Here is a 14,933-nt window from a genome sequence, read left to right as displayed (position 1 = left end):
CTATATTATCGGGCTTTCACCATCCACCGATTCGCTTTGAATTTTCACCTTATTTACTATTCCCCGTCATAGTTTTTAATGTACAATAATTTATCCATTTTTATATATTATACTAGAATAATTTTAAATTTCAATATATTTTATTGTTTTTCTTGTAATATAATTATTACTGACTTATAGTTATTTCAATTCTTCTATTCTTTTGCTTATTTTCCTCGGTGTTATTAGGTGCAATTGGATGATATTCTCCGTAACCTGAAACCTCAAAACTTTTTGGATTCAATCGTTGGTCACTAGGAAGTTCTTCAGTAAAATATCTAACAACACTTATGGCTCTTGCAGTAGATAATTCCCAGTTACTTCTGTATTCACTATTACTTATAGGTATATTATCCGTATGTCCTTCTACCTTAATTATTTTATTATGTTTTCGTAGTACTTTACCAAGCCTACTAAGATTATCTTTAGCGTTTTGCTTTAAATCTGATTGTGCTATATCAAATAAGATCTCATTCTTAAACCTTAAAAGCACGCCTTTATCAACTTTTTTTACTTCTACATCCTTTGTTAACCCTCCAGAATCTATAATATCCTTTACCTCTTTATATATGTCATTCATTTGGTCTTCAGCACTTTTAGCTCTATATACGTCTAAATCAGCAATTGAATCGCCTACGGTAGGATTTATGGATCCAGTTTGCAACATTATACCCATGTTGTTTAAAGATTCAGCAGCTTGTTTAAACTTTGCACTATCTATAACAGACATCGAATAGAGTAAAACAAAAAAGCAAAGAAGCAAGGTAACTAAATCGCCGTAGGTTGCAAGCCATTCACTGCCGCCACCCTCATCGTCATCATCCATATTATAATTGTCTGCCACCGCTCTCTTCCTCCTTCATATTATTTTATTCTTCTCCCCTTTGACTCGTTGATTGTAACTGATTAATAGTTTCCTCATCTAAAAATGAAAGCATTCTTTCCTTTAAGTTATTTGGATTTTCTCCTGCTTGAATGCCTAATAATCCTTCTATAATCATTTCTTTTTGATATACTTCTTCAGAGGTTTTAGCCTTTAACTTCTTAGACATAGGCATAAAAACTACATTTGCTATAAACGATCCATAAAGTGTTGTAATTAAAGCAATAGACATCTGAGGCCCTATGCTAGATGGATCGGATAATTGCTTAAGCATATTAATAAGCCCTATTAACGTACCAATCATACCAAAGGCAGGTGCTAGAGCTGCCCCAGTATCAAACATATTTCTATTCTCCTTATGCCTTTCAATTATACCTCTAATTTTTAGTCCTAATACACCCTTTATTGTATCTGGCTCTGAACCGTCAACTATCATCATCATTCCTTTTTTTATAAATGGATCTGAAATACTTTCAACTGTATTTTCTAACGATAATAATCCTTCTTTTCTGGCTTTTGTAGACCATTCTATAAAATTCGTAATAAGTTCAACATTATTAAATTTATTTTCCTTAAAAACTATTCTAAATAGCTTTAATAATACTTTAACATTTTTTCCTTTACTACTAAGTAAAAGTGCACCTATAGTTCCACCTATAGTTATTAGTACAGATGGTATATCTACAAACGTTGTTATTTGTCCACTAGAAAGTATCCCGAACAAAATAAATCCAATCGCTAATACTATACCATAAATTGACATCAAATCCATTGCTCTTTCCCCCATCTCCTTATAGGATATTTTTATTATATGATACATTTTTTGTCATATTATATTAATAACATTTTACATTGTTTTGATAATAATTGGAAGTAATCTTTTGAAATTTTTTGGTTTTTTTGTCTTTTAATGAGGAAATTTAAAACATCATGGTATTAGACAAACCAAGCACCCATTATACTTGGTCTAAATATATATTATGTTTTATTATTCGGTTATCATCTTAAATTCTTTAAGCATATTATGAAGTCTTATTTAATGTATACATTATCATTATTAATTTTTTTGTTTTATACTAATCAGAAATACATTGCTTATCATTAATATTAACTATAAAATATAAGTTAGAAGTTACCTTTATAGGTACTAAATAACCAATTCATTATAAATAACATCTAAAACTAAGGGGGATAAAAATGATTAGAAAAAACAAATCAATCAATGATGAGCTAATCTCTTCTACTGAGTTAAATGAGATAAGGGAAAAAGATGCTCAATTTCGTACCGAAACTATTGAATTTATAGAATCAATAAATGATTTATTAAAAACAACTGTAGATAAGCATGAAATAGTTAATAATCAACATAATGCCTTAACTGAACTTACAGATAATATAAAAATACATATGAGTAAGATTTCAAGTTTAACTGACCTTACAAATGACTCTACAGATAATCTATTTACAGAAAGTAATAAGCTTATAAAAATTACAGAAGATACAGTTCAGAAATCAAACGAAGGAAAAATGGCCATTGAAGAAATGGATTCTATAATTAAATCCCTAGAAAGCGAAAATGCTAACAATACTCGTAGCATTAACGAGTTAGCCGAAAGCTTTAATAAAGTCAATGAAGTTGTTCAATTAATAACAAGTATTGCAAGTCAAACTAACCTTTTAGCACTAAATGCATCAATAGAAGCTGCTAGAGCCGGTGAACAAGGTAAGGGATTCGCTGTGGTAGCTGGTGAAGTAAAGAAATTAGCTGAGATAACTAGAAAAAGCACAAAGGATATATCTAACTTAATACATGGAATTCAAAATGAAACAAAAAAAGTATTAATTAATTCTGATAAATCTAACTCAGTTATTTCAAAGGGAGTTAAAGCTTCAAGTGATGCTATAGAAAAAGTAGAAAAAAGCTTGTCTACTATAGCTCAAGTTGAAGAAGAAGTACTACAAGTTATGAATATTGTATCTACTCAAAAAGAGCATATTGAAACTATGACTAAGGAAATACTAAACGTTGATAACATCCTAAAGACTACCACCAACTCAATAATTGACCACATAGCCCAAGCCAGCGTAGTTGATAATCAACTTCATAAAACAGGGGTTGAGCTCGACTCTTATAGCCAAAAGCTTATTCAAGAAAATAAAATTAACGTCAAAGAATAAAAATAAAATTATACCTTTTTCTATATATTTTAAAAACCACGTCGTATATAACTTCAACGTGGTTTTTAATTATTTATTAACGTTATTTTTTCCTATGAAGCTTTCTTCATTTCCTCTTCCTTAACACTCAACTTTTTAAACACTCCAAAAGGCTTTCCTACAGGTAAAAACTCCCTGCCAAAGTGAGGGTTTAAAACTGCTGCTGCTGAGCCGTAAAAAGATACCAATGCGATAAGCAGCTCTGAATATGCTGCTAACATATGAGTAAATTCATGAGCTATGCCAAAAGAGGAAAGCGTTAATCCTAAAAATAAGAAGTCAATCAAAAAGAAAACAGTAAATAATACCTTATGTGTTTCCATTGCTCCAATTGTCATAAAGATAGTAAATATTAGATATCCCAAATAGGCAAAGCCAATCTGTTTTGGATCTACACCCGCCTTCAAAGTTTGCCCAAATACCCCAGCATTTATCATCCATGAAGCACCAATTGCAAGCCAGAAAAATCCATATGCTCCAAAGGCTGTTGTTCCAAAAACATTTTGCCTCTTTGAATCATTAAAACATGCAAATAACTGTGCAAATCCTCCTAGAAAAATAGCCCATGGCAAAGCATAAGATATACCCTCTGTTAACCCCAGCTTTTGAGAAGAAGCTACAATTGTTACCATAGCAAGTCCAAATAATCCCAACGCTGACGAATCTGCATTTACAATCTTTACATTTTGTGTTTGAGTATTCATTTAGTTCCTCCTAATATGTTTACAAAAAATTAATAAATTCCCAATATAAAATATCAGATTTTACTAAGCTTGTCAAAGGTTTTATTAACAATATATTTAGTACCCTATAAATATTGGTATCCTATTGTATAAGATAAATGCTGATTGGAAGCTAGTTAAGTCTTACAAAAAACATTTAATAAAAAGCCTGGCTACTCAAACCAGGCTTTTATTTTACTTATTTATTATTTTATTAATTATATCTATCCTTGAATTTCCTAAAACGCTAGATATCTTTACAGACATTACATCATCCTTATAAATTCTATCTTTATTAGCGTTAATAAGCTTTATTAACTTTTCTTCAAATGGATCATGCTCAATTAATCCTTCTAAGTATGAATCTACCAAATCCTTTATACATGTTGCTAATTCCCTTGGGTTTTTATAAGTTAGTCTCATAGTTAAACTCCTTTAATTTTATATGTTTTTTTAAATATTATAACATTATTTTAATATTTGAATACTGAAAATTTACTCATATAAGCCCAAAAACTTATTTTAAAAAATTATTTAATTAAATCCTACAAATTCACAAAGAACACCAATACTAGTATTGGTGTTCTTTTAACTTATATATTGTACTTGTCTTCAATCTATCCTATAACAATTCTTTTCTTAATTGTTCCCCTGATTTTGGTGATAAATATGAAAATGGAATATCTAATACTGTACGCGCTCCTGATTGACCTTCTTTGGACATTCTATAAGCTGCTCTTGCATAAGCTACTAGCACACTAGAAGTAAACTCTGGATTACTTCCAAGATCTAAACTAAGTTCCATTCTCTGCTTAGTATTCTCTCCGGTTACACCTGTACGAATAACAAATCCACCGTGAGGTATCCCGCTATGATTCTCCTTTAAATCTTCTTCAGTTATAAAATTCACTGTAGTATTATAATCTGAGAAATAATTTGGCATGTTTTTAATTTCATTTTCTATTTGCTCCAAATCGGCACCTTCCTCAGGCACTACATAACAAACCCTTTCATGTTTTTCTCTTGTTGAAAATTCAGGATTTTCTCCTGTACGAACTCTTTCAATAGCAGATTCAACAGGTATAGTATATTGAATACCATCCTTAACACCAGCTACTCTTCTTATTGCATCTGAATGACCTTGACTTACTCCCTTGCCCCAGAAAGTATAGTCTTTTCCAACTGGAAGTATTGATTGACCTAAAAGTCGGCTTAGTGAAAATACTCCTGGATCCCAGCCAACGGATATAAGTCCAATAGTACCAGCTCTTTTTGTTACTTCATCTAGCCTATTAAAATATTCTGGTATTCTAGCATGAGTATCAAAGCTATCTACGGTATTAAATGTTGCTGCAATCTCTGGAGCCTGCTCTGGTAAATCTGTTGCAGATCCTCCACAAAGAATCATAACATCAATTTTGTCCTTATAATTTTCCATTTCTGAAATATGTACCATTTTTGAATTTGACTGCAATTTGTCAGGATTTCTTCTTGTGAAAATAGCCTCTAATTCAAAATCTGGGTTTTGTTTTAAAGATAATTCTACACCTTTTCCAAGGTTTCCATAACCTACAATACCTATTCTAATCTTATTATTCATATTATACCTGGCGTGCAAAGCCAGTCGCCCCTCCTTTATGTGTCTACTTAAAATTTAATAAAGCTTTAACACTTTATCTTGTGGTAATTTTATCACAATTATTTTTGTTTTACTATATCTTTAATTTAAAATTTTCTTATGATAACTTTTTAATAAATTCTGTTTAAACGTTAAACTATACTACTTCCTCATCTTCTATCATCTTTTCTTGTCTAAGCTGTCCACATCCTCCCTTAATGTCCTTCCCAAAATTGTGGAATATCTCGCAATCTATCTTGTTTTTTAGTTTATTATAAAAGTTTGTTACATCACTTTCTTGTGGCGCAATCAGTCCTTCTATATTATTATCATTATACGCTGAAATTATAAGTTTTAATGGCTTATCTTCTAGCAGCCCCTCTAATCTTTTTACATCCTCGTCAGTATCATTTATACCTTTAAATATCATATATCTTATTCTGGTCTTTATGTTGAATGTTTCCGCATATTCAACTGCTGCTTCAATTATAGAATTTATGTCATATTTTAAGGTAACTGGCATTATATTTTTACGTGTATCATTTGACGATGCATGTAATGATAAGTTAAGTCTAATCTTAACATCACTATCTTTAAAATCATTTATCAATCTGCGGATTCTCGGTGCTAAACCTACTGTTGCAATTTCAAAACTGCTTATTTTATATTTGTTATATATGCTAATTATGGCATCTCTAACATTTTCATAATTCATAAAAGGTTCACCCATTCCTGCAAAAACAACTGCATCTATTGGCAGTAACTTCGCTTCTTTGCAGTAATCAACACAAACACCTACCTGTTCAGTTATTTCAAGCGAGGTAAGATTTCTTACCAAGCCTTGTTTTCCTGTTGCGCAGAAAAAACATCCCTGGGCACAGCCCACTTGAGAAGAGACACATACTGTACTATGATAAGTAAGTTTTAATTCCTTATCATACATATATAAAGTTTCAATAGTATTACCGTCTTTCATTCTTAATAAATATTTTATAGAATTGTCACAACTTACAAGCTTTTTAATAACCTTCATATCCATCACCTCATTAAATTTTTTAAACAAAAAGAAAAAAATTCTTGAATACAAATATTTGTATTCAAGAATTTTGCCATCATTCTTAATATAGCCTCTTAAATCTAAGATGCAATAATGAAAAAGGCAGGTCTCCTGGCTTACGGACTAACGATACTTTTTCCTTCCCGGTGTAATCCAGTGGATTATAAAAGTTCTACCGTTTACAGTGGTGGGACCGCTGAGGCTTATACCTCATTCCCTATTCTCCCTTTCGGGCACCTTTTTACATGTTTTATATTGTTATTTCATATCATACATTAATTACATAAAATATTATAGCTTATAGTTCTTAACTTTGCAACTTGCAATATAAATTAATAAAATTAAATATACTATTTATCAAGCAGTCAGGCCTTGTTAAGCTTTATAAGTTATGAGAGGCTTTAGACTTGCAACAACTTTTATCATGTCTTCATTTAACATATCTTCTATAACTTTATCAATGCTTTTATATGCCTCTGGAGCTTCCTCGTATATAATACTTCTATCGCTATATATTAAATTGCTTCCTAAAAGTTTTTCCCTCACAGACTTATTAGGATATACATGTTCAAGCCTTTCTTTTCAGGAAAGTCTATTCCAACGCCTTCCGGCTCCATGCGCAACTGAAAAAGCATATTCCAAAGAGTTAGCTTGTGGCTTAACAATATACGAATTAGAGCCTCTAGTACCTGCAATTACAACACACCCTACATCTGCAGGCGCTGCACCTTTTCTATGAACATAAAGTTTTTCTCCATTAAGTTCCTTAATAGCTATTGAATTATGGGTACTATCTAAAAGCTTATGCCCATCCTTTGCACCAATTGTACTTAAAAGCCTATATGCAATTAATTCTCTATTAAACGCCCCAAACTCTACTGCACTATTATGCTCCTTAAAGTATTCAATATAACCTTCACTATTTTCTCTAAGTCCCTCTTGACAAGAATACTCCCCAATATATTTCCTTAATATATACTCCCCATAACCTCTTGATCCACTATGAACTAAAAGATATATGTATCCTTTATTTATATCTAACTCATCTAATAAGTCTTGATCATATACTTTATCAATTTGCTGAAACTCTGCAAAATGATTTCCAGATCCAATAGTTCCAAGAGCCTCCTTCATAGGCAAATGAATCTCTTCAGTTAAATGGGATATATCTATACTTTCAAGTCCATTTAATCTCTCAAGTTTTCCTCTAACTTTATCAAATTTAAACTTGCCCTTGTTTATATTTGTTGAAAACAAAGCCATACCGCATCCAATATCATTACCAATTAAATGAGGATAAATTACTTCCTTCGTGACAAAACTAGCTCCCACTGGAGTCTTACCAATATGAAGATCAGGTAGTCCAACAGCTTTTACTACTCCATCAAGCTCTGCTACTTTCTTAAGTTGATCAATAGCGTTACTTTCCATCCACGACTTTTCACTTTTTATTACTTTAACTATATTATCCATAAATACTCCTTTAATTATAATGTATTTATTTTATGTTTTATTTTCTCATCTTAGGCTATCTTTAATTCTTATTTATGCCATATTACGCATTATTAATCTCTTCACTTCCATTATGATAAGCTTGAAAAGCTAAAAAAATGGCCTTCCACTTATCTTCTGAAACAAAATTTATTAATAAGCCTCCATCCTGCCAACTATTATCAGGATTCTCTTGAAATTGATTTATTTCTTGATTCATATGAATAGAATGTATACCATCACTTGGAGTGAAATGAAAGTATTTATCTTTACTACCCTCAGGTCCCCACCGCCTTCCAAAAACATACAAAATAGTTTCTGGATTTTCAAGAACTTTATGTGTAATGTTACGAATCTTTTCATTTAAATCATTATCAGGACCAGGAAGCACATCCGGCAACGGCTCCATATTTTTTATATTGAGTAAATTCCCACGAATATAGTCAAGACCGTAGTCTTTCTTTATATTTGGACCAATTGGATAAAATCCAAAAGGTATTTCTGATAGTTTGGCCGTAAGTTCATTCTGAAAGTCATCATCAATATAATAAAGCAAATCATAAGGATACGTTTCAGATTTTATATTTATGGCAATTCTAAAGTGTATTCCATCAGCAATGACATGTATATGGAAATGAGGACTATCTCCCTTTATTGCAGTAGTTTCTAGAATTGTACATTTCAACAAACCATAACTTATATCCATAATTTTCATCTCCTTACTTGCATATCATATACTTATTGTTTATAAAAATATCAAAAGCTATGTAAGTAAAGTGATAAATTTGTTTTTTGATAATATACTCTCTAATAATTTTTCAAAAAATATAAAAAGCCTGGTGGGTAACCAGGCTGAAATTATCGGGTTTGGTGGAGGCGAGCGGTGTCGAACCGCTGTCCGAAAGTAGTAACTCCTGAGCATCTCCGAGTGCAGATAGTGTTTTAAAATTCCCTAGGTTTAACGCCCACTAACAGGCTTTAAACTTCAGTAGCTTCATAAATTCCGTTCTCTACTCAAAGCTTTGTAGAGCTCGGTTCCCTACTAAATGACGCCCTAATCCCAAGCCGTAGGCCTCCCGGGTAGGACGAGCTGCGCTAATTAGGCAGCTAACGCTAAATTATCGTTTGCGTTTATATTTTTCCTAGTTTTTTAACGCGGGTCCAGGACCCTCGACTCGCTTCTCAGGGGCAACTTACCCCCGTCGAAACCATGTACGCCCCCATAATTTAATTAATATTTTATTTTTCAAAGAACTTGCTGACAACTCGTTTTAGTTATCAGTGACAATTTAGCTTTGAGTTATCTTACAGTTATTATGATACAACAATTTTTATTATTTATCAATAGTAATTATTAGATAAATTGATTAATTAAAGAAAATCTTAATTTCTTTATCTAATATTTTGATCTTTCTTTTAATTCACGCTCAATATCCCTCTTTGCTGCCTTCTCAAGCATAGAATCTCTCTTATCATAGTTTTTCTTACCCTTAGCTACAGCTAAGCTAACCTTAACTCTACCATTCTTTAAATATAATGATAGTGGAACTAATGTATAACCCTCTTGAGCAGTAAATTGTTCAAGCTTAAGAATTTCCCTTTTATGAAGTAAAAGCTTTCTATTTCTCAAAGGATCTTTATTAAATATATTTCCCTGTTCATAAGGACTTATATGCATATTACAGACAAATATTTCACCATTTCTTATTTCAGCATAGCAATCCTTTAAGTTAGCTTTCCCCCCTCTTATGGACTTGACTTCTGTTCCTACAAGTTCTATTCCAGCTTCATAAACTTCTTCTATAAAATAATCATGCCTTGCTTTTCTATTTTCAGCTAATGTCTTATTTACTGTCTTCTTTGCCACTAGGTATCACCTACTTTATTTATGGTACTTCTTAAAACAATATTATATTACAAATTTTACTAAAAGTCAAGCTTCATACCGTTTTTAATGCTAAACCAGATGTATGGGATTTGCATCTAGGAAAGCTTGCTACAATGCAAATTCCATACACTTGAACATTAAAAATTTCATTACTATCTACTGAATTTCAGCAATTTCCTATTCGTTTTCTTCAAAGTACTCTGCTACTGGAAGCACTGCTTCTTGAACTTCCTCTTTCTGTAATTCTTCATGCTGACTATCACTATTGTTTACTATAGCATTGCCATCTAAATCTTCATCATCTTCTGATTCTTGATCTAGTAATTCAAAGAAAATTTCATGTGCATCTATATCAACTTTATCAACTTTAATTCTTACTGCATCCCCTAACTTATACTTCTTCTTAGTTCTTTCCCCTATAAGGCATAAATGCTTTTCATCATATATATAATAATCATCATTTAGCGTGCTTATGTGAACAAGTCCTTCTATGGTATTAGGTAATTCTATAAACATACCAAATGCTGTAACAGAAGAAATTATTCCTTCATAAACCTCTCCTATTCTTTCACTCATATATTCTGCTTTCTTTAAATCATCTACTTCTCTTTCAGCTTCATCTGCAAGTCTTTCCATTTCGGAAGATTGTATTGATGCTACGGACACCTCGTCAGTGAGCTTATTTATCCTCTTATCATTAATCTTGCCATTTATATATTCTTTAATTATTCTGTGTATTATGAGGTCCGGATATCTCCTTATAGGTGATGTGAAATGGCAGTAATACCTTGCTGCTAATCCAAAATGGCCAACAGATTCTGGTGCATATCTTGCTTTCTTCAAAGAACGAAGAAGCAATGTATTTATTACAGTCTCTTCTCTTGTACCTTTAGCTTTTTCCACGATTCCCTGAAGAGACTTAGGATGAATCTCCTGTGTCATCTTTACTACATAACCTAAATTATGAGCAAACTCATTAAAGTGTGTTAATTTTTCTATATCTGGATCTTCATGAATTCTATATACAAATGGAACGTTTGCCCAAAACATATACTCTGCAATGGTCTCATTACATACAAGCATAAATTCTTCTATAACTCTATTTGCTATAGCTCTTTCATAAGGTTCAATTTTTATAGGCTTGCCATTTTGATCTAAAGTTATTTTACACTCCTCAAAATCAAAATCTATAGCCCCTCTATCAATTCTCTTTTTATAAAGTATTTTGCAAAGCTCTTCCATAGTCTTAAATTCTTCTAACAAATAATCATATCTTTGCATAAGTTCTTCATCTTTATCTCTAAGTATCTTAGTAACATCTGTATAAGTCATTCTCTCACTGGTTTTTATTACACTTTCAAAAACCTCATGATCCACTACTTTACCACTTCTATCTATTTCCATCATGCAGGTCAATGTAAGCCTATCAACTTTAGGATTTAAGCTACACATTCCATTCGAAAGCTTTTTAGGAAGCATAGGTATAACTCTATCTATTAAATATACAGAGGTTCCTCTCTTTAGGGCTTCCTTATCCAATGGATTCTTCTCTTTTACATAATGAGATACATCTGCAATATGAACTCCAAGCTTGTAGTTTCCATTAGATAACTTTTCAATAGATATAGCATCATCTAAATCTTTAGCATCTTCTCCGTCTATAGTTACAATTTTTAAATTTCTTAAATCAGTACGTTTTTCATATTCTTCTTCTGGAATTTCTTCAGGAATTTTATCGACATAGCTTTGCACTTTAGGAGGAAACTCTTCTGGAAGTCTATATTTTTTTATTATAGTTAAAATATCTATTCCACGGTCTCCCTTTTTACCCAATATTTCTACAACTTTACCTTCAGGGCTTCTTCTAGTATCTGGCCACTTTAGTATTTCTACTATAACTATGTCTCCAGTCTTCGCTCCTTTAGCTTTTTCCTTTGGCACATAAATGTCTTGATACATTCTTTTTTCATCCGGTACCACAAATCCAAAGTTTTTGCTTTCTTCAAATATACCTATAACATTTTTATTTGCTCTTTCTATTATTCTTATTATCTCCCCTTCGCACTTTTTACCTCCATCTTCTTCCCTTAATACTTTTACCATTACCCTATCACCGTGCATAGCTCCATTCATGTTAGATGAAGGTATAAACACATCCGGTCTATCTACTTCAGGTATTAAAAATCCAAATCCCTTTTGATGTCCTTGAAGCTTTCCAACTATTAACCCCATTCTTTCTGGAACTCCATAATGTTCTGTTCTTGTTCTAACTATAAGTCCATCCTTTTCCATGTAATCTAATGTCTTTAAAAAGTCCTCATAGTCACTTTTCTTTATATCAAAAATTCTGGACAGCTCTCTAGCATCCATAGGCTTGTATGCCTGTTCTTTCATAAATTCAACTATAGTTTCTTGTAAGTTCATCTATTTACCTCCTTTTATATATGCCTACGAAAAATATACCTATATGTATATTCTTACTAGTAAACATTAAAGTTATTCTATATTTAATAAAGTATTCTTCAAATTCTAAATGTCATTGGATTTACATTCATGCTATAGCAATTTTATCCACATGTCAACTGAATATCTTAAATAATATTTATATAAAAAGGGACCTAGCTTAAGCTAAATCCCTAATCTTTTATTTAAATAATTCAAGTAGTATACCGCCGTACTTTAAAATTACTGGTGCAAATACAAGTGAAACTATTGTCATAAGTTTTATCAATATATTCATAGACGGTCCTGAAGTATCCTTAAATGGATCTCCAACAGTATCACCTACCACTGCTGCCTTATGAGCAAAGCTTCCTTTTCCACCATGCTCTCCACTTTCAATATACTTTTTAGCATTATCCCAGGCTCCACCAGAGTTTGCCATAAGTATTGCAACTAGTACTCCTGTAGCTACTGCTCCGGCTATAAAGCCACCTAGAGCTTCTTTTCCAAGAAGTAATCCCATAGCTAAAGGAATCACTATAGCAAGCACTCCTGGAAGAATCATTTCTCTTATAGCTGCTGCTGTTGATATATCTACGCATTTCTTATAATCTGGTTTTGCTTTTTCTTCCATTATTCCAGGTATAGTTTTAAATTGTCTTCTTACTTCTTCTATCATTTCATTGGCTGCTTTACCTACAGATTCCATAGTAAGTGCTCCAAACAAGAATGGAAGCATTGATCCTATGAGCATTCCAACTAAAGTAATTGGATTTAATAAATCTATAGTAGTTATTTGTACAGCTTGTGCATAGGAAGCAAATAATGCAAGTGCTGTTAATGCTGCTGAACCTATTGCAAATCCCTTACCTATTGCTGCTGTTGTATTTCCTACTGAATCAAGTTTATCTGTTATTTCTCTAACTTCATGTGGAAGATGAGACATCTCTGCAATACCACCTGCATTATCTGCTATTGGCCCATAAGCATCTACTGCTACAGTAATACCAGTTATAGAAAGCATCCCCACTGCAGAAAGAGCTATACCATAAAGACCCATACTTACATCATTAGCTCCACCCATTATAAAAAATGATGCAAGCACACCAATTCCTATTAAAACTATAGGCCACATAGTCGACTGCATTCCTACCGCAAGTCCTGAAATTATAGTAGTCGCTGGTCCAGTTTCTGATTGACGAGCAATCTTTTTAACATATCCATAATCTCCAGAAGTATATATTTCTGTAATTTTTCCTATAAGCATTCCTACTACAAGCCCTGCAGTAATTGCAGCAAAGGCCTTTAAGTTTCCAAAAATCACATTACTAAGTATTGCAGCTACAACTATTACTATAATACCACTAATATAAGTTCCGCTATTTAATGCCTTTTGAGGGTTAGCTGCTTTACTTTGCCTTGCAACCAACACTCCTACTATAGCTGCTATAATACCTGCTGCAGATAGTAAGAGTGTATAAATTGCACCTTCCTTATTGGAAAAGATTACAGAGCTTAAAGTAAGTGCAGATATTATTGAACCTACATAGGACTCAAAAAGATCTGCACCCATTCCCGCTACATCACCTACGTTATCTCCAACGTTATCAGCTATTACCGCAGGGTTTCTTGGGTCATCCTCTGGAATACCTTCTTCTACTTTTCCAACTAAGTCAGCCCCTACATCTGCTGCCTTTGTATATATTCCGCCTCCAACACGAGCAAATAAAGCTATAGAACTTGCACCAAGCCCAAATCCTGTTATGACATTCATATCTCCTTCAAATAACATATACAATAACCCAATTCCTATAAGCCCTAATCCTACCACAGACATTCCCATAACAGCTCCGCCTGAAAAGGCAATGTTTAGAGCCTTATTTTGACTATGTCTTGCTGCTTCTGCAGTTCTAACATTTGACTTAGTAGCAACGTTCATACCAAAGTATCCTGCGAAAATCGAAAAAAGAGCTCCTATTATAAAACACACCGCAGTTGCCCACTGTACAAATAAAGCTAACGCCACAGCAACTACAATTATAAATACCGTAAGATACCTATATTCTGTTTTCAAAAAAGCCATAGCACCTTCATGAATATAACCAGAAATTTCCCTCATTCTTTCATTGCCGTCGCTTTCCTTTGAAATAAAACTACTTAAAAAGAAAGCAAATATTAGAGCTATAACTCCAGCTCCAACAGTATAAATTAAGTAATTATCCATATAATCATATCCCCCTGACTTTTGTAAATAATTTTACTTAATTACGTTTAAAGATACAGTTATTACAGCAAATAATATAGAACATATTACTGTAAGCTTTGACATAGTTGATTCAAAAGTTTTTGTTTTATTCTTAGCATAAAAAGTGTCTGATGCTCCTGTAAGCAAGCTAAATCCCTGAGTCTTAGCCGGCTGTGCAAGTACAGATATTATTAGTGTAATTGACACTATAACCTGTAAAATTGTCAATGTATTTTTCATCCTTCTACCTCCTCTATCTTTTTGTTAGTTTTAATATTTTTCCCCAGTTTTATATATATCTTTTATTAATTGTAGCATAACTTCATTCTTT

At 32.4% G+C, this 14,933-nt stretch carries 12 protein-coding genes, 1 other RNA gene, 1 pseudogene, 1 riboswitch and 1 other annotated feature (1 of these 16 cut by a window edge); of the genes and pseudogenes, 1 reads left to right on the top strand and 13 read right to left on the bottom strand.

The annotated features are described in order from the left end of the window. Positions 1–79: a binding site (T-box leader), on the bottom strand (it extends 177 nt beyond the left edge of the window). Between the two features lie 87 nt (positions 80–166). Further along, positions 167–883: a flagellar motor protein MotB gene (locus tag BSD9I1_RS01480; RefSeq protein ID WP_186428815.1), complete on the bottom strand. Its 717-nt coding sequence runs from the start codon at positions 881–883 to the stop codon at positions 167–169. Between the two features lie 25 nt (positions 884–908). After that, positions 909–1,694, bottom strand: coding sequence for a motility protein A (locus BSD9I1_RS01475; protein WP_035304873.1), 786 nt, complete (start codon positions 1,692–1,694; stop codon positions 909–911). Between the two features lie 425 nt (positions 1,695–2,119). Between BSD9I1_RS01475 and BSD9I1_RS01470 the strand changes: the two genes are divergently transcribed. Then, the gene (locus BSD9I1_RS01470) at positions 2,120–3,100 is read left to right on the top strand and encodes a methyl-accepting chemotaxis protein (protein ID WP_186428814.1); all 981 of its coding nucleotides are present in this window, start codon (positions 2,120–2,122) and stop codon (positions 3,098–3,100) included. 92 nt (positions 3,101–3,192) lie between these two features. Here BSD9I1_RS01470 and BSD9I1_RS01465 read toward each other — a convergent pair whose 3' ends face one another. The 11 genes and pseudogenes from BSD9I1_RS01465 to secG all read right to left on the bottom strand — a co-directional run bounded on the left by BSD9I1_RS01465 (position 3,193) and on the right by secG (position 14,842). Continuing rightward, positions 3,193–3,843 (bottom strand): acetate uptake transporter, encoded by a 651-nt coding sequence (locus BSD9I1_RS01465; RefSeq protein ID WP_186428813.1) that lies wholly within the window; start codon positions 3,841–3,843, stop codon positions 3,193–3,195. 213 nt (positions 3,844–4,056) lie between these two features. Beyond that, a complete protein-coding gene (locus BSD9I1_RS01460; protein ID WP_035304867.1) occupies positions 4,057–4,284 on the bottom strand; it encodes a TIGR04540 family protein in 228 nt (75 codons plus the stop codon). Between the two features lie 199 nt (positions 4,285–4,483). Next, on the bottom strand, positions 4,484–5,461 hold the full coding sequence (locus BSD9I1_RS01455; RefSeq protein ID WP_186428812.1) for a diaminopimelate dehydrogenase: 978 nt from the start codon (positions 5,459–5,461) through the stop codon (positions 4,484–4,486). A gap of 175 nt (positions 5,462–5,636) precedes the next feature. Then, on the bottom strand, positions 5,637–6,512 hold the full coding sequence (locus BSD9I1_RS01450; protein ID WP_186428811.1) for a radical SAM protein: 876 nt from the start codon (positions 6,510–6,512) through the stop codon (positions 5,637–5,639). Positions 6,513–6,619: 107 nt separating this feature from the next. Continuing rightward, positions 6,620–6,792, bottom strand: a riboswitch (cobalamin riboswitch). A gap of 119 nt (positions 6,793–6,911) precedes the next feature. Continuing rightward, positions 6,912–8,009, bottom strand: a pseudogene (locus BSD9I1_RS01445) (RNA ligase RtcB family protein). 82 nt (positions 8,010–8,091) lie between these two features. Continuing rightward, positions 8,092–8,733, bottom strand: coding sequence for a YukJ family protein (locus BSD9I1_RS01440; protein WP_186428810.1), 642 nt, complete (start codon positions 8,731–8,733; stop codon positions 8,092–8,094). 162 nt (positions 8,734–8,895) lie between these two features. Then, positions 8,896–9,249: a transfer-messenger RNA gene (gene ssrA, locus BSD9I1_RS01435) on the bottom strand. Between the two features lie 174 nt (positions 9,250–9,423). Next, a complete protein-coding gene (smpB, locus tag BSD9I1_RS01430) occupies positions 9,424–9,894 on the bottom strand; it encodes an SsrA-binding protein SmpB (protein WP_186428809.1) in 471 nt (156 codons plus the stop codon). Between the two features lie 198 nt (positions 9,895–10,092). Continuing rightward, positions 10,093–12,339, bottom strand: a complete 2,247-nt coding sequence (gene rnr / locus BSD9I1_RS01425; protein WP_186428808.1) for a ribonuclease R — start codon at positions 12,337–12,339, stop codon at positions 10,093–10,095. A 220-nt stretch (positions 12,340–12,559) separates the two neighbouring features. Further along, positions 12,560–14,581, bottom strand: coding sequence for a sodium-translocating pyrophosphatase (locus tag BSD9I1_RS01420; RefSeq protein ID WP_186428807.1), 2,022 nt, complete (start codon positions 14,579–14,581; stop codon positions 12,560–12,562). A gap of 33 nt (positions 14,582–14,614) precedes the next feature. Continuing rightward, positions 14,615–14,842, bottom strand: a complete 228-nt coding sequence (gene secG, locus BSD9I1_RS01415; protein ID WP_186428806.1) for a preprotein translocase subunit SecG — start codon at positions 14,840–14,842, stop codon at positions 14,615–14,617. Positions 14,843–14,933: the final 91 nt, after the last annotated feature.

This window comes from Clostridium sp. BSD9I1 (assembly GCF_900185645.1).
GTDB lineage: Bacteria > Bacillota > Clostridia > Clostridiales > Clostridiaceae > Clostridium_AK.
This window is presented reverse-complemented; position numbering and strand designations above follow the sequence as displayed.